Genomic DNA, 13,688 nt, shown 5'->3' on the forward strand with positions numbered 1-13,688 from the left:
GACGGGCGCATCGCGGGCGATGATCTGGGACAGGACGGCGGTTCACGCCGGTTTGCCGCCGCAGCCGGTCCACTGGCCGCTCCCCTGGAGGCGTGCCGTGCCGTTTACCCGTCGCCCGCTCTGGCTCGTTCCCTGCCTGCTGGCGCTGGCCGCCTGCGGCGTGCGTGCGCGCTTGCCGGTGGCGGCGGGTATCGGTCCCGAACCGGCGCTGCCGCCACCCAATCCCTCGCTCATTCCCACGGTGAACATCGCCCCCGCCAGGGGCTGGCCGCCCGGCGACCGGCCCATCGCCGCGCCGGGCCTGGCAGTGCAGGCCCTTGCGCGCGGCCTGGACCACCCACGCTGGCTGTACGTGCTTCCGAACGGCGACGTGCTGGTGGCCGAAACCAATGCGCCGCAACGACCGCAGGATGCCACCGGTCTCAAGGGCTGGATCATGCGCCGCGTGCAGGAGCGCGCGGGCGCCGGCGTACCCAGCGCCGACCGCATCACCCTGCTGCGCGACGCCAATGGCGACGGCGTCGCCGAGACCCGCAGCGTGCTGCTCGATCACCTGCACTCGCCATTCGGCATGGCACGGGTGGGCGACACGCTGTACGTGGCCGACACCGACGCGCTCCTGCGCTTTCCCTACCGCGAGGGCGACATGCGCATCGACGCGGAAGGCACCCGGGTCGCCGAGCTGCCCGCCGGCCCGATCAACCACCACTGGACCAAGAACCTGGTCGCCCGCCCCGACGGCAAGCGGCTGTACGTCAGTGTCGGCTCCAACAGCAACGTCGGCGAGAACGGCCTGGCGGTGGAACGGGATCGCGCGCGCATCCTCGAGATCGATCCGGGCACCGGCGCCACGCGCGTGTATGCCACCGGCCTGCGCAATCCGGTCGGCATGGCCTGGCAGCCCCGGAGCGGCGCGTTGTGGGTGGCGGTCAACGAACGCGATGAACTGGGCAGCGATCTGGTGCCCGACTACATGACCGCGGTGCGCGAGGGCGCCTTCTACGGCTGGCCGTACAGCTATTACGGTGCGCACGTGGACGAACGGGTGAAGCCGCAGGATCCTGCGCTGGTCGCGCGCGCGGTAGTGCCCGACTACGCCTTGGGCGCCCACACCGCCTCGCTGGGACTGGCCTTCTACGACGCCGCGCTGATGCCGCAGTTCCGCAACGGAGCCTTCGTCGGCCAGCACGGCTCGTGGAACCGCAAGCCGCTGAGCGGCTACCGGGTGATCTTCGTGCCGTTTGCCGACGGCAGGCCTGCCGGTCCGCCGCGGGACGTGCTGGCCGGCTTCGTGGACGAGCACGGCCACGCGAAGGGACGCCCGGTCGGCGTCGCGGTGGGCAAGGACGGCGCGCTCCTGGTCGCGGACGACGTGGGCAACACGGTGTGGCGGGTGGCTCCCGCCCATCGGTAGGGTGGGCTTCGGCCCCCCGCTGCGATCGACGCCAAGGCGGGTGGGCTGAGGCCCACCCTGCGACGGCAAGCCGTTACATCAGCAGCTTGCGCACCTTCTGCAGCGCCGCCACGAACACGTCGATCTCTTCCATCGTGTTGTAGAACGCCATCGACGCGCGCAGCGTGGCGGGGACGCCGTAGTGCTGCATCAGCGGGTGCGCACAATGGTGTCCCGAACGTACGGCGATGCCTTCGAGATCCAGCAGCGTGGCCAGGTCGGTCGACTGCGTGCCCTCGATGAGGAAGGAAATCACCGGTTCCTTCTCCGCCGCCTCGCCGAACAGCCTGAGCCCCGGCACCTCGCGCAGGCGCTCGGTGGCGTAGCCGAGCAACTGCTGCTCCCAGGCATGGATCGCTTCCAGGTCCAGCGAGCGGTAGTAGTCCACCGCCGCGCCCAGACCGACGAAGCCGGCGATGTTGGGCGTGCCCGCCTCGAACTTGTGCGGCGGATCGGCGAAAGTCGTGCCGTCCACGCGCACCTGCCGGATCATGTCGCCGCCGCCGAAGAACGGCGGCATCGCATCCAGGTGCGCGCGCTTCGCCCAGAGCGCGCCGGTGCCGGTCGGGCCGAGCATCTTGTGTCCGGTGAGGGCATAGAAATCGCAGCCCAGCGCCTGCACGTCGACCGGACGGTGCGGCACCGCCTGCGATCCGTCGACCAGCAGCGCGATGCCGCGGCGCGCGCACTCGCGGGCGATCTCGCTTACCGGGTTCACGGTGCCCAGCACGTTGGACACGTGCGCCACGCAGGCGAGCTTCACCTCGGGCGTGAGCATGGCGACGTACCGCTCCACGTCCAGCTCGCCGCGCCCGTCGATCGGCGCGAACTTCACCGTGGCACCGCTGCGGCCGGCCACCAGTTGCCACGGCACGATGTTGGCGTGGTGCTCCATCATCGTGGTGAGGATCGCGTCACCGGGCTTGAGCTGCGGCAGGGCGTAGCTGTAGGCCACCAGATTGATCGCCTGGGTCGTGCCGGAGGTCAGCACCAGCTCGTTGCGCGAGGGCGCATTGATGAAGCGTGCCAGCTTGTCGCGTGCGCCTTCGTAGGCCAGCGTCGCTTCCTCGCCGAGCTGGTGCACGGCGCGCGAGACGTTGGCGTTGTGCAGGCGGTAGTGCGCGTCCACCGCCTCGATCACCGACGCGGGCTTCTGGCTGGTGTTGGCGTTGTCCAGGTAGACCAGCGGCTTGCCGTGCACCCTGCGGGAGAGCAGCGGGAAGTCGGCGCGGATGCGCTCGAGGTCGAGGGCGGGCGCCGGGTGCGCGTGGGCGGCGGTGGCGGACATCGGTGTCTCGCTTTGTGAAGAAGGGATCACGACGTTTTAGCCTGCCGGGTGTGAAGGAAAGTTGGGCTTGCCCGCCCGGGTCGAGCCCCGGCCTCGCCCATCTCCACGGAGGGGAGCGGGCGTGATCAGGCGGGGAGCTGGCTCAGCAGCAAGTGCTCGATGTGCTGGCGCAGCGCCTCGTCCGGCAACGACTCGAACGGCGCACGGGCGAAGGCCGCAGTCAGCAGCGTGCGCGCCTGCGCGCCCGGAATGCCGCGCGAGCGCAGGTAGAACAATGCGCGCTCGTCGAGCTGGCCGACGGTGGCGCCGTGCGCGGCCTTCACCTCGTCGGCGTAGATCTCCAGCTCCGGCTTGGTGTCGATCTCGGCCTGCGTCGACAGCAGCAGATTCTTGTTGTTGAGCGAGGCATCGGTGCCATCGGCGCCGGTGTTCACCACGATCGCGCCGCGGAACACCCCGCGACCGCGGCCGCTGGCCACGCCACGCCAGGTCGAGGCGGACACGGTGTTGCGCGCCTGGTGGTGGATGGCCAGCTGGGTGTCGATGTGCTGGCGGCCGTCCGGCAGGAAGGCGCCGCAGGTGTGGAAACCGGCCGCATCGCCGACCAGCTCCGCGCGCACGTCGTGGCGGGCCAGCGTGCCGCCCAGCTCCAGCACGTGCAGGTGCGCCTGGGCGCGTGCTTCCAGGCGGTAGTGGCTGCGCCGGACCAGGCTGCAGCCGGCGCCGGCCTGTTGCAGCACGACGTGGTGCAGCGTCGCGCCGGCATGCAGCGTGAAGTCGGCCAGCCGGGTACCCAGATGGCCCTGCTCGCCGGCGCCCAGGTGTTGCTCGATCAGGGTCAGCTCGGCCCCCTCGCCCAGCTCGACCAGGTCGCGCACGTGCCAGGCGAGCTCCTGCTCGGCCGCCGCCCCGATGAACAGCAGGCGCACGGGCGCAGCGATCCTGGCGCCCGCAGCCACGCGCAGCACGGCGCCGTCGGCGGCGAATGCACCATTGAGGCGCGCGAACGCATCGCCGGGCTCGCGGTAGTGCCGCGACAGGGCGAAGCGCAGCGGATCCGGCGCGTCGACCAGTGCGCGCGACAGCGGCTGCAGGCTCACGCCGGCCGGCAAGGTGTCCAGGGTGGAGAGATCGGCGCGGAAGGCGCCATTGACGAACACCAGCGCGGGGCCATCGATGCCCGGCAGCACCAGCGTCGCCGGATCGACCGTGCGACGGCACGCCTGCGCGTCGCCGGCGGCGAAGCTGCGCTGCGAAAGCGCGCGCAGCGCGGTGTACTTCCATGCCTCCACGCGCGTGTCCGGCAGGCCGGCAGCGGCAAAGGCGTCGAGGTTCTCGCGTCGCGCCTGGTCCAGCCAGGCAATGCCGCTGGCCGGCAGCGGCGCGTCGGCCAGCGCGGCGACGAACGGCGTACGGGCCGGCTGGTTCATGCGGAGGCCCCGGCCGGTTCGCCGTGCTCGGCGACCCATGCGTAGCCATGTTCTTCCAGCTTGAGGGCCAGGCTGCGGTCGCCGCTCTCGACGATGCGGCCGCCGGCCAGCACGTGCACGAAGTCCGGCACGATGTAGTCGAGCAGGCGCTGGTAGTGCGTCACCACGATGAACGAGCGCTCCGGCGAGCGCAGCGCGTTGACGCCCTCGGCAACCTGCTTGAGCGCGTCGATGTCCAGGCCCGAATCGGTCTCGTCCAGGATCGCCAGCTTCGGCTCCAGCAGCGCCATCTGGAAGATCTCGTTGCGCTTCTTCTCGCCGCCGGAGAAGCCCTCGTTGACCGCGCGGTTGAGCAGGTCCGGCGAGAGCTGCATGATCTTGAGCTTCTCGCGCACCAGCTTGAGGAACTGCATCGAGTCCAGTTCGGCCTCGCCGCGCGCCTTGCGCTGCGCGTTGAACGCCGTGCGCAGGAAGTAGGTGTTGTTGACGCCCGGGATCTCGACCGGGTACTGGAAAGCCAGGAACACGCCGGCCGCGGCGCGCTCCTCGGGCTCGAGCTCCAGCAGGTTGCGGCCCTCGAACAGCACCGAGCCTTCGGTCACCTCGTAGCCTGCGCGCCCGGAAAGCACGTTGCCCAGGGTGGACTTGCCGGCACCGTTGGGACCCATGATGGCGTGCACCTCGCCAGGCTTCACCTCGAGCGAAAGACCCTTGAGGATGTCCTTGCCCTCGACGCGGGCGTGCAGGTTGTCGATCTTGAGCATGGTCGTGTCCATCAGACAGAGAGGTGCGCGAGCGCGGCGAGCGCGTCCTCGCGGCGGTCCCAGGGCACGAACACGTGGTCGTGCAGGAACGCGGAAACCGGGTTGCATGAGATGCCGCGCGCAGCAAGCGCGGCGGAGACGGCGGCCATCATGCCGACTGCGTCGAGGCTGGATTCGACCCCGAGGGTGATCTGCGCCCACAGCAGCCGGTCGGCGACCAGCTCGGGGCCTTCCAGGTAGTGGTCGACAATCAGCGTGACGCCCTCGTCCTCGCGGAACATCATCAGCGCGTCCTGCATGCGCGCGGCGGCCTTGTCGTGCGAGACGAACAGGAACCGGCGCGGCTGCGGATGCAGGCGCGGGTTCAGGCCGGCAAGCAGGGCATGCAGGTCGGTGCCGCCGGGATGGATGCGGGTGGCGGCCGTGTTCATCCGACCGCCCCTTCCAGCGAGACTTCCAGCAGCTTCTTGGCCTCGACCGCGAACTCCATCGGCAGCTCGCGGAAGACCTGCTTGCAGAAGCCGTCGACGATCATCGAGACCGCGTCTTCCTCGCCGATGCCGCGCGAACGGCAGTAGAACATCTGGTCGTCGGAGATCTTCGAGGTGGTCGCTTCGTGCTCGACGATGGCGGTGGGGTTCTTCACCTCCATGTACGGGAAGGTGTGCGCGCCGCACTTCTTGCCGATCAGCAGCGAGTCGCACTGGGTGTAGTTGCGCGCGCGCTCGGCACCCTTCTCCACCTTGACCAGGCCCCGGTAGCTGTTGGAGCTGCGCCCGGCCGAGATGCCCTTGGAGACGATCTTGGACTTGGTGTCGCGACCGATATGGATCATCTTGGTGCCGGTGTCGGCCTGCTGGAAATGGTGCGTCAGCGCCACCGAGTAGAACTCGCCGACCGAGCGGTCGCCGCGCAGCACCACGGAGGGGTACTTCCAGGTCACCGCCGAGCCGGTCTCGACCTGGGTCCAGCTGATCTTGCTGTCCGCGCCGCGGCAGTCGCCACGCTTGGTCACGAAGTTGTAGATGCCGCCGACGCCGTTCTCGTCGCCCGGATACCAGTTCTGCACGGTCGAGTACTTGATGGTGGCGCCTTCCAGCGCGACCAGTTCCACCACCGCCGCGTGCAGCTGGTTCTCGTCACGGCGCGGCGCGGTGCAGCCCTCCAGGTAGGAGACGTGCGCGCGGTCCTCGCAGACGATCAGCGTGCGCTCGAACTGGCCGGTGTTCTGCGCGTTGATGCGGAAGTAGGTCGACAGCTCCATCGGGCAGCGCACGCCCTCGGGCACGAACACGAAGCTGCCGTCGGAGAACACCGCCGAATTGAGCGCGGCGAAGAAGTTGTCGCCCTGGGGCACCACGCTGCCCAGGTATTTCTGCACCAGCTCCGGATGCTCGCGGATCGCATCGCTCATCGAGCAGAAGATCACGCCGGCATCGGCCAGCTTCTTGCGGAAGGTGGTGCCGACCGAGACCGAGTCGAACACCGCGTCCACCGCCACCCCGGCCAGCGCCGCGCGTTCGTGCAGCGGCACGCCGAGCTTCTCGTAGGTTTCCAGCAGCGCAGGGTCGACCTCGTCCAGCGACTTGGGCGCCTTCTTCGGCGCCGAGTAGTAGCTGATCGCCTGGTAGTCGATCGGGTCGATCTTGAGCTTCGCCCAGTCCGGCGTGGGCATGGCCTGCCAGTGACGGAAGGCGGCCAGGCGCCACTCGGTCATCCACTCGGGCTCGCGCTTGATCGCCGAGAGCTGGCGGATGGTGTCCTCGGTGAGGCCCGGCGGCAGGCTGACGCTCTCGATGTCGGTGACGAAGCCCGCCTGGTAGTTGCGGCCCAGGGCCTCGGCCACCTCGGCGTTGTCGCGCAAGGCGTTTTCGACGGTTTCGGTCATGCGTGGGTCCTGCCCTTCAGTTCGCTCAGCGCCACGGTGGTCACCGCCGGGCGCGGCGGTTGCAGCATGTCGGCCAGGCTCACCGCGCGCAGCGCGCCGTCCAGCACGCTGCTGATGCGACGCCAGCTGCCGCGCACGCTGCACTGCGATTCGCGGTCGCACTGCCCTTCGACGCTGCATTCGGTCATGCCGATCGGCCCTTCCATCGCCTCGACGATCTGAGCCAGGCTGATCTCGCCCGCCGGGCGCGCCAGGCGGTAGCCGCCGTTGACGCCGCGGAACGACTCGACCAGGCCGGCGTGGCCCAACGACTTCAGCAGCTTGCTCACGGTCGGCAGCTCCAGCCGCGTCTCGTCCGCGATCTGCGCGGTGCTGAGCACGTCGTGCGGGTGGGCGGCGATGCAGGTCATCACCACCGCGGCGTAGTCGGTCAGGCGGCTGACGCGAAGCATGGGGAGAGCCTCGGTGAATCCAGACCAAAATGGTACGGATTAGGCGGAGCAAAATCAACCGGACGCCGCAGATTCCCTGTAGGAGCGCACCTGTGCGCGACCGCAATCGTCCACGACGCGCCGGGCATGGCGGTCGCGCACAGGTGCGCTCCTACAGCCGCCCGTCGACGGCCTCCTGGGGCAACACCGACTTGACGTCGTAGATCACCGCGCCGGGCTTGCCCAGTGCGCGGATGCGGGCGGCGCCCATCTGGTGGAACTGCCGGTGCGCCACGGCCACGATGATCGCGTCGTAGCCCGTACCGGGCTCATCCACCAGCCGCACGCGGTAGGCGCGCTCGGCCTCGGCCGCGTCCACCCAGGGGTCGTAGACGTCCACCTGCGCCGCGGAGGACTCCAGCTCGCGCACGATGTCGATCACGCGCGTGTTGCGCAGGTCCGGACAGTTCTCCTTGAAGGCGAAACCCAACACCAGCACGCGCGCATCGACGATGTGCAGGCGCCGCTCGCTCATCAGCCGGATCACGCGGTCGGCCACGTAGCTGCCCATGCGGCTGTTGATGCGCCGCGCCGCCAGGATCAGTTCGGGGTGGTAGCCGGTGACCTCGGCCTTGTGGGTGAGGTAGTACGGGTCCACGCCGATGCAGTGGCCGCCGACCAGGCCGGGCCGGAACGGCAGGAAGTTCCACTTGGTGCCGGCGGCGGCCAGCACTTCCTCGGTGTCGATGCCCAGCCGATGGAAGATCAGCGCCAGTTCGTTGACCAGCGCGATGTTGACGTCGCGCTGCACGTTCTCGATCACCTTGGCCGACTCGGCCACGCGGATGGAGGAGGTCTTGTGCGTGCCGGCGCGGATGATCGTGCGGTACAGCGCATCGACCCGCTCGGCCGCCTCCACGGTGGATCCGGAGGTGAGCTTGACGATGTCGGTCACGCGCCGCGCGTGGTCGCCCGGGTTGATCCGCTCCGGGCTGTACCCGCAGAAGAAGTCGACGTTGAAGTCCAGGCCCGAGCCCTCGGCCAGCAGTGGCACGCAGACTTCCTCGGTGGTGCCCGGATAGACGGTCGACTCGAACACCACCAGGTCGCCGCGCCTGAGCCGCGGACCAAGCATGCGGCAGGCCGCTTCCAGCGGCTTGAGGTCCGGTCGCTGCGCCTCGTCGATCGGCGTGGGCACCGTGACGATGTAGACATTGCAGCCGGCCAGGTCGTCGGCGCTGTCGGTAAACGACAGGCGCGTGGCGGTGCGCAACTGCTCGGCGCTGGTTTCCAGCGTATGGTCGCTGCCGGCGCGCAGCTCGGCCACGCGCGCGGCGTCGATGTCATAGCCGAGCGTGTCGAAGTGCCGTCCGAATTCCACCGCCAGCGGCAAGCCGACGTAACCCAGTCCGATAATGCCGATGCGCGCGGGGGTGTTCAGGTCCATGGGTTCCTGGCAGGCGACGTGAAATGCGCCGAGCGTACAGGATGGCGGCAGCCTGAGTCCCTGCCCCCGTTCGCCCGTCTTCGACACCCGCCGCACGAGCATTCGACCATGGAAGCGACGCCGCCGCTGCCCGCCATCCGCTGGCCCGGGCTTTCGCCGGAACGCTCGTTCGTGCTGCCCCTGCCGGCGACGCGAATGACCGCGCCCTTCGGCGGGATCTGCGAAATCGACGACATCCGGCTGAAGCGCAAGACCGAGTTCCACGTCACCGTGCTGAACCGGGAGATGGTGCGCGCCGCGGTCGCGGGCATGGGCGAGGACCTGTTGCGCGCGCTGTACGGATCGCTGACGTGGGCACCGCGCCGCAGCGGTCGCTATGTGCTGTTGCACGAGGCCAGGACGGCCGACGCAAGCGCGCTCGACTGCTGGTCGCTGATCGAACCCCTGCAACTGCCGGCGATGCATGCCTTCCGCGGCGCGCTCGCCCACCGGATCGACCCGTCCTTCGCCGATCTGGTGCCGCACGTGACCCACTACGTGCATGGCGACCCCAACGGCATCGGCGTACCCGACACGCGAGCGCTGGCGGCCCTGCGGGTGCGCGACGTGGCGCCCTGACCATCACCCCGCCGGCACGGCCGGGACGGCAGACTCGAGCGGTCCCACCAGCGAGGTGCAAGCTCATGCGCGAAACCATCGAACCGGGCTTCACGGTCTCCATCGCCGACGGCGAACTTGGCGTAGGCGCCGTGCGGGAGGTGCACGCCGACCGCCGGGAGCTGGTCATCAACATCGAGAACGGCGGCGACTTCACCTTGTCGGCCGACGCGATCCGCGACGTGCACGAGGGCAAGGTGATCCTCGATGTCGACCACCTGCCGCAGGCCGTGCGGCAGGCCCTGAAGCGCCCGCACGCCGCCGAGTATCCGGACTCGACCTACGCCGCCAGCGACCCCGGGGAAGGGGCGCTCAAGGATTGACCCGGGCGGGCGCAGCGAAAGGGAGAAGATGCTCGCCGGCGACCTGTACGACGCCGGCGCGCCGGGGCTGCAGGCCGAACGCGATGCCAACCACCGCTGGCTGCCCGATACAATGCGGCGCTGGGCGAGGGTCCGGAGCGCTGGCGTGCGCTGCTGGAGGAACGCCTCGCCGCGGTCGGTGACGGCGCGGTGATCCGTCCGCCCTTCCACTGCGATTACGGTTTCAACATCCGCCGGGGCGCCGGCGCCTTACTCGACTTCCAGTGCGTGATCCTGGACGTGGTGGAGGTGCACATCGGCGAGCGCACGCAGATCGGCCCGGGCGTGCAGATCCTCGCCGCCGACCACCCGCGCGACCCGGCCCGGCGCGCCACCAGCCTGGAGTTCGGCCGCCCCGTGCGCATCGGCAGCAACGTCTGGAGCGGCGCCGGCGCGCTCATCCTGCCCGGCGTGAACGTCGGCGACGACGCGCTGGCCGGCGCCGGCAGCGTGGTCACCGGCGACGTGCCCGGGGGCGCCACCGTCGTTGGCAACCCGGCGCGCGTGCACGGCTGAAAAAGCAGGCACGCTGCCCTGCCGCCTGACCGCACAGCGGTCCGGCCACGCCACTCCACCTGCTCCTCTCCGCCAGTCCGGACCCATCCCGCGAGCGGGCGAAGCGGCGAGCCGCCGCTGGACGGAACACGCCCTTCGGCAGGTCATTCCCCTTTCGGCGGAGCCCAGGCGCGTGCATGACGCAGGCACGCGCGCACTGCACGCACGCGGCCACCGATACCCGGCGGTGGCCCTGCCGACAGCATCGTGTAAGCCGGCATGCCTCAGCCCGGCGCCACCACGTCGAAGGCGTAGGCGGTCCGCTGCGATGCGGGCCGTTCGCGCCAGGCCGCGGCGAACGCGGCCAGGTGGCGGTAGGGGGCGAGCGGCAGCGTGTTACGGAAATCCAGGTGTTCGAGCAGGCAGAATAACGACGCTTCGAGCAGGCTTACGTCCCGCGGCGGCAACCCGCGCAACACCGATTCCAGGTTCGCGTCCAGCCAGGCCAGCGCATTGCGGAAGCCGTCGGCGGCCTTGGCGAAGTACAGGTTCTCCGCCGGCAGCCGCGCCACCTGCATGCCGAATACCAGTTGGACCTGCGCGCCCATGCCGTGCCAGACCAGCTCCTGCGCGTTGCGTGCGCGTGGATCGGGCAGCTGTTCGGTCCACAGGATGCGCCGCGGTTGGCGTGCCCCGGCGACCAGCGTGCGGCAGATGTTCTCGGCGCCGAACACCGGCCCTTCGGGTAACACCAGCACCGGCAATTTGAGTGCAGGGTTGCCGGCGTAGTCGACCGGATCGCGCGAGGCCAGGTCGTGCACGGGCTCGAACGCGTATGCGATGTCCAGCTCCTCGGCGAACAGCCGGGCGAGCCGCGTGTAATGGGAACTGCTGCGGCCGACGAGGCGGACCTGCTCGGGCATGGCGGGCATCCGTGGGGCGGGTGGAACCAATGTAGGACAAGCGCCCGCCCCGTGGCAGTCGCCTAGGCGGCGCCGGCCGCCATCGCCTGTGCGGCACCGCAGTGCTCGCTGTCAGATCCGTCCATCTGGCGCACCTCGCACTCGATGTCCCATGAGTCGCCGTGCACGGCCAGGTAGCGCCTGGTCAGCTCGATCGCGTGCTCCATGGAATCGGCGTTGAGGACGGCATAGCCTCCGATTACTTCCTTGCTCTCGGTGAACGGGCCGTCCGTGGTGGAGATGTGGCCGCCGCGCAGCGGCAGCCGCACGCCCTCGGCGTTCGGGCGCAGGCCGGCGGTGTCGACCAGGGTGCCCTCGCCGGTCATCTTCTCGATCAGCCGGCCCATGTCGGCCATCAGTTGCTCGCTGGGCATCCGGCCGTTTCCTTGAGCCGGATCATGGAAAGGAAGCGCATGGGGTTCTCCTTGGCGTGGATGGTCGGGTGGGAGCAGCTGCGCGCAGGGCGCCGCTCCCCGGCACGACGCAAGGGCGCCTGCAGGATCGACACACCAGGCCACCACGGCCGATCCAGGCCCGCCGGCTGCTTGACGCAAGCTTCGCCTCTTCGAACTTCGCCTTAAGCAGGCAGGCGCCGCTTGCGTTGAATCGGGCGGATATGGAGCCAGTGTCTTAGGGAGGCCACGCGGCCTTTCGACCTGCAACCGCAAAGAGGAGGAGAAAAACATGACCGCACAGAAGCGCATTGCCGCATCCATCGGACTGGCCCTGCTGTTCACCGGCGCCGCTGCCGCCGCGCCACTGCAGGACGGGCAACAGCAGAAGGACACCAGCCAGGCCGACAGCATGCAGGCGTCGCCGGCGAAGAAGCCCAACGGCACCTGGCTCAGTCTGAGCGGCACCGTCACCGACGCGCAGAACCGCTTCTTCACGCTCGACTACGGCAAGGGCAAGATCCCGGTGGAGATGGACGGCTGGACCTGGTACGGGCAGAACTACCAGTCGCTCGAGGGCGACAAGGTCACCGTCTACGGCCGCGTCGACGACGACCTGTTCGAGCGCGACAAGATCGAGGCCAGCAGCGTCTATGACCAGGACCTCGGCACCTACTTCTACGCCAACGCCTCCGACGAGGAGGGTCCGGCCAACTACGCGTTGTGGGTGCACCCGGTGGTCGTGGGCGAGACGATCGTACGCGGCACCGTGACCTCGGTGAACGGCCGCGACTTCACCGTCGACTACGGCCCGCGCAAGATCACCGTCGATACCAGCCAGCTGAAGAACAACCCGCTGGACAACAAGGGCTTCCAGCAGATCGACAAGGGCGACTACGTCAGCGTCGCCGGCGACATGGAGCGATCCTTCTGGGGCAATCGCCAGTTGCAGGCCGACTCGGTGGTGACCCTGAGCAACGGCTGAGCCTTGCCTGCCTGCCCGAATCCCGGTCCCGACGGACCGGGATTTTTCATGCCTCAGCGATGGCCGGGCGGATGCGACGGCGGCCGGCTCTGCGGCGTACGGACGGTGTTCTGCACCGGCGGGACGTACCGCTGCGGGGCATTGGGCCAGTAGTCGCCCGGCGGGCGGCGGAAGAAGCGCTGCCGTGTGTCGGCGTCGCGGCTGCGCAGCGCCAGCCGGTGGCCATCCACGTGCACCCAGTACCAGGAGCCCGGCGGGACCGGCGAGGTCGAGACATACACGAACCTCGCGTCGTAGTTGCCGTCCGGCCGCGCGGTGGTCTCCAGGCCGAGGTTGATCACGAACTGGCTCGCTATGGGCCGCCCGTGGTCGTTCGCGGGTCGGGTGATCATCTGGTCCAGGCTCTGGCGCAGCAGCCGCTCATAACGTGGCGCCAGCTCGATCGAGGGCGACACCTGGGTGACCTTGCCGTGGCTGTCCACCTGCACCAGCACGGGCAGGACCTTCGGGGTGAACTGGTGGAGCGACATCGAGGTTGCCGCCGCGCCTTGAGCGGCAGCCAGCGAGCCCAGCAGCAGGAACGCGCAGAACGGTTTCATGAGGGACCTCCGGGTCGTTGCCCTCGGCAAGCCATGGTAGTCCCGCCGCGACCACCCCGCCACCGGACCGCGCGTCAGCGCAGTTGCATCGGGACGTGAGCCTGCATCCACGGCGATACCGGCGAACGCACGCGTCGCCCGACGAAACGGTGCCTGCGCACGCCCCGCATGCGGGATTACCAGCTTCTAACGCCCACAGGTGCATGGTCGGGGGAACGACACCGTTCCGATCCGTATGCCGGAGGTCCCGGCACCGGCCTTTGGTCATACCGCTGCAAGGGGCGCAACATGCCGCACAAGCAACAACCCGTTTCGGTCGCCGAACTGCATGACATCTACGGCGGCGAACGCTCCGCGCCCAAGGCGGGGAGCGCCGCGACCTACCGCAAGACCTCTTTTTCGGTCCGCGAGGCCGACCATCCGGGCAGCCCGCCGCCGCGACCGGTACCGGACGGCAAGAAGCGCCTGCGCTGACCGGCCGACGCCTCGTCGCCCCGGGCCGGGTTCCGGCGGCCGTCGTCATGGCGGCCGCCGA

Annotated in this window: 15 protein-coding genes and 1 pseudogene; 6 read left to right on the forward strand and 10 right to left on the reverse strand. The window is 69.4% G+C overall.

The window, feature by feature from the left end; translation table 11 throughout:
* Nucleotides 1–97: 97 nt before the first annotated feature.
* The gene (locus LQ771_RS09915) at nt 98–1,414 is read left to right on the forward strand and encodes a PQQ-dependent sugar dehydrogenase (protein WP_231349243.1); all 1,317 of its coding nucleotides are present in this window, start codon (nt 98–100) and stop codon (nt 1,412–1,414) included.
* 73 nt (nt 1,415–1,487) lie between these two features.
* Here LQ771_RS09915 and LQ771_RS09920 read toward each other — a convergent pair whose 3' ends face one another.
* The 7 genes from LQ771_RS09920 to LQ771_RS09950 all read right to left on the reverse strand — a co-directional run bounded on the left by LQ771_RS09920 (nt 1,488) and on the right by LQ771_RS09950 (nt 8,701).
* Entirely contained in the window at nt 1,488–2,741 is a 1,254-nt protein-coding gene (locus tag LQ771_RS09920; protein WP_231349244.1) for a cysteine desulfurase, read from the reverse strand.
* 125 nt (nt 2,742–2,866) lie between these two features.
* Nucleotides 2,867–4,171, reverse strand: coding sequence for a Fe-S cluster assembly protein SufD (sufD, locus tag LQ771_RS09925; RefSeq protein ID WP_231349245.1), 1,305 nt, complete (start codon nt 4,169–4,171; stop codon nt 2,867–2,869).
* On the reverse strand, nt 4,168–4,935 hold the full coding sequence (gene sufC / locus LQ771_RS09930) for a Fe-S cluster assembly ATPase SufC (protein ID WP_231349246.1): 768 nt from the start codon (nt 4,933–4,935) through the stop codon (nt 4,168–4,170). Before sufC ends, sufD begins: the two co-directional genes overlap by 4 nt.
* A gap of 11 nt (nt 4,936–4,946) precedes the next feature.
* The gene (locus LQ771_RS09935) at nt 4,947–5,366 is read right to left on the reverse strand and encodes an ACT domain-containing protein (protein WP_231349247.1); all 420 of its coding nucleotides are present in this window, start codon (nt 5,364–5,366) and stop codon (nt 4,947–4,949) included.
* A complete protein-coding gene (sufB, locus tag LQ771_RS09940; protein ID WP_231349248.1) occupies nt 5,363–6,823 on the reverse strand; it encodes a Fe-S cluster assembly protein SufB in 1,461 nt (486 codons plus the stop codon). Before sufB ends, LQ771_RS09935 begins: the two co-directional genes overlap by 4 nt.
* Complete coding sequence (locus tag LQ771_RS09945; RefSeq protein WP_231349249.1) at nt 6,820–7,275, reverse strand: SUF system Fe-S cluster assembly regulator; 456 nt, start codon at nt 7,273–7,275, stop codon at nt 6,820–6,822. The genes sufB and LQ771_RS09945 overlap by 4 nt, the downstream gene beginning before the upstream one ends.
* A gap of 151 nt (nt 7,276–7,426) precedes the next feature.
* Nucleotides 7,427–8,701 (reverse strand): nucleotide sugar dehydrogenase, encoded by a 1,275-nt coding sequence (locus LQ771_RS09950; RefSeq protein WP_231349250.1) that lies wholly within the window; start codon nt 8,699–8,701, stop codon nt 7,427–7,429.
* 108 nt (nt 8,702–8,809) lie between these two features.
* Between LQ771_RS09950 and LQ771_RS09955 the strand changes: the two genes are divergently transcribed.
* The 3 genes and pseudogenes from LQ771_RS09955 (at nt 8,810) to LQ771_RS09965 (ending at nt 10,236) form a co-directional block, all read left to right on the forward strand.
* Nucleotides 8,810–9,319, forward strand: coding sequence for a hypothetical protein (locus LQ771_RS09955; protein ID WP_231349251.1), 510 nt, complete (start codon nt 8,810–8,812; stop codon nt 9,317–9,319).
* Between the two features lie 65 nt (nt 9,320–9,384).
* Nucleotides 9,385–9,681 carry a hypothetical protein gene (locus tag LQ771_RS09960; RefSeq protein ID WP_231349252.1) on the forward strand — a complete coding sequence of 99 codons (297 nt, stop codon included), beginning with the start codon at nt 9,385–9,387 and terminating at the stop codon, nt 9,679–9,681.
* 28 nt (nt 9,682–9,709) lie between these two features.
* Nucleotides 9,710–10,236: pseudogene (locus tag LQ771_RS09965) on the forward strand (sugar O-acetyltransferase).
* 263 nt (nt 10,237–10,499) lie between these two features.
* Here the strand turns inward: LQ771_RS09965 and LQ771_RS09970 are convergent.
* A complete protein-coding gene (locus LQ771_RS09970) occupies nt 10,500–11,138 on the reverse strand; it encodes a glutathione S-transferase N-terminal domain-containing protein (protein WP_231349253.1) in 639 nt (212 codons plus the stop codon).
* A 62-nt stretch (nt 11,139–11,200) separates the two neighbouring features.
* Nucleotides 11,201–11,551 carry a YciI family protein gene (locus LQ771_RS09975; protein ID WP_231349254.1) on the reverse strand — a complete coding sequence of 117 codons (351 nt, stop codon included), beginning with the start codon at nt 11,549–11,551 and terminating at the stop codon, nt 11,201–11,203.
* A 310-nt stretch (nt 11,552–11,861) separates the two neighbouring features.
* Between LQ771_RS09975 and LQ771_RS09980 the strand changes: the two genes are divergently transcribed.
* Nucleotides 11,862–12,554 carry a DUF5666 domain-containing protein gene (locus tag LQ771_RS09980; RefSeq protein WP_231349255.1) on the forward strand — a complete coding sequence of 231 codons (693 nt, stop codon included), beginning with the start codon at nt 11,862–11,864 and terminating at the stop codon, nt 12,552–12,554.
* A gap of 53 nt (nt 12,555–12,607) precedes the next feature.
* Here LQ771_RS09980 and LQ771_RS09985 read toward each other — a convergent pair whose 3' ends face one another.
* Complete coding sequence (locus LQ771_RS09985; RefSeq protein WP_231349256.1) at nt 12,608–13,153, reverse strand: hypothetical protein; 546 nt, start codon at nt 13,151–13,153, stop codon at nt 12,608–12,610.
* A gap of 288 nt (nt 13,154–13,441) precedes the next feature.
* On the opposite strand from LQ771_RS09985, the gene LQ771_RS09990 reads away from it, so the two are divergent.
* Nucleotides 13,442–13,627, forward strand: a complete 186-nt coding sequence (locus LQ771_RS09990; RefSeq protein WP_231349257.1) for a hypothetical protein — start codon at nt 13,442–13,444, stop codon at nt 13,625–13,627.
* Nucleotides 13,628–13,688 lie beyond the last annotated feature (61 nt).

Origin of the sequence: Frateuria soli, assembly GCF_021117385.1 — a bacterium.
Taxonomy (GTDB): domain Bacteria; phylum Pseudomonadota; class Gammaproteobacteria; order Xanthomonadales; family Rhodanobacteraceae; genus Frateuria_A; species Frateuria_A soli.

Bases quoted from the DNA above. Each gene is read 5' to 3' on its own strand.
- LQ771_RS09920 (WP_231349244.1), bottom strand. From the start codon at position 2,741: ATGTCCGCCACCGCCGCCCACGCGCACCCGGCGCCCGCCCTCGACCTC.
- sufD (WP_231349245.1), bottom strand. From the start codon at position 4,171: ATGAACCAGCCGGCCCGTACGCCGTTCGTCGCCGCGCTGGCCGACGCG.
- sufC (WP_231349246.1), bottom strand. From the start codon at position 4,935: ATGCTCAAGATCGACAACCTGCACGCCCGCGTCGAGGGCAAGGACATC.
- LQ771_RS09935 (WP_231349247.1), bottom strand. From the start codon at position 5,366: ATGAACACGGCCGCCACCCGCATCCATCCCGGCGGCACCGACCTGCAT.
- sufB (WP_231349248.1), bottom strand. From the start codon at position 6,823: ATGACCGAAACCGTCGAAAACGCCTTGCGCGACAACGCCGAGGTGGCC.
- LQ771_RS09945 (WP_231349249.1), bottom strand. From the start codon at position 7,275: ATGCTTCGCGTCAGCCGCCTGACCGACTACGCCGCGGTGGTGATGACC.
- LQ771_RS09950 (WP_231349250.1), bottom strand. From the start codon at position 8,701: ATGGACCTGAACACCCCCGCGCGCATCGGCATTATCGGACTGGGTTAC.
- LQ771_RS09955 (WP_231349251.1), top strand. From the start codon at position 8,810: ATGGAAGCGACGCCGCCGCTGCCCGCCATCCGCTGGCCCGGGCTTTCG.
- LQ771_RS09960 (WP_231349252.1), top strand. From the start codon at position 9,385: ATGCGCGAAACCATCGAACCGGGCTTCACGGTCTCCATCGCCGACGGC.
- LQ771_RS09970 (WP_231349253.1), bottom strand. From the start codon at position 11,138: ATGCCCGAGCAGGTCCGCCTCGTCGGCCGCAGCAGTTCCCATTACACG.
- LQ771_RS09975 (WP_231349254.1), bottom strand. From the start codon at position 11,551: ATGCCCAGCGAGCAACTGATGGCCGACATGGGCCGGCTGATCGAGAAG.
- LQ771_RS09980 (WP_231349255.1), top strand. From the start codon at position 11,862: ATGACCGCACAGAAGCGCATTGCCGCATCCATCGGACTGGCCCTGCTG.
- LQ771_RS09985 (WP_231349256.1), bottom strand. From the start codon at position 13,153: ATGAAACCGTTCTGCGCGTTCCTGCTGCTGGGCTCGCTGGCTGCCGCT.
- LQ771_RS09990 (WP_231349257.1), top strand. From the start codon at position 13,442: ATGCCGCACAAGCAACAACCCGTTTCGGTCGCCGAACTGCATGACATC.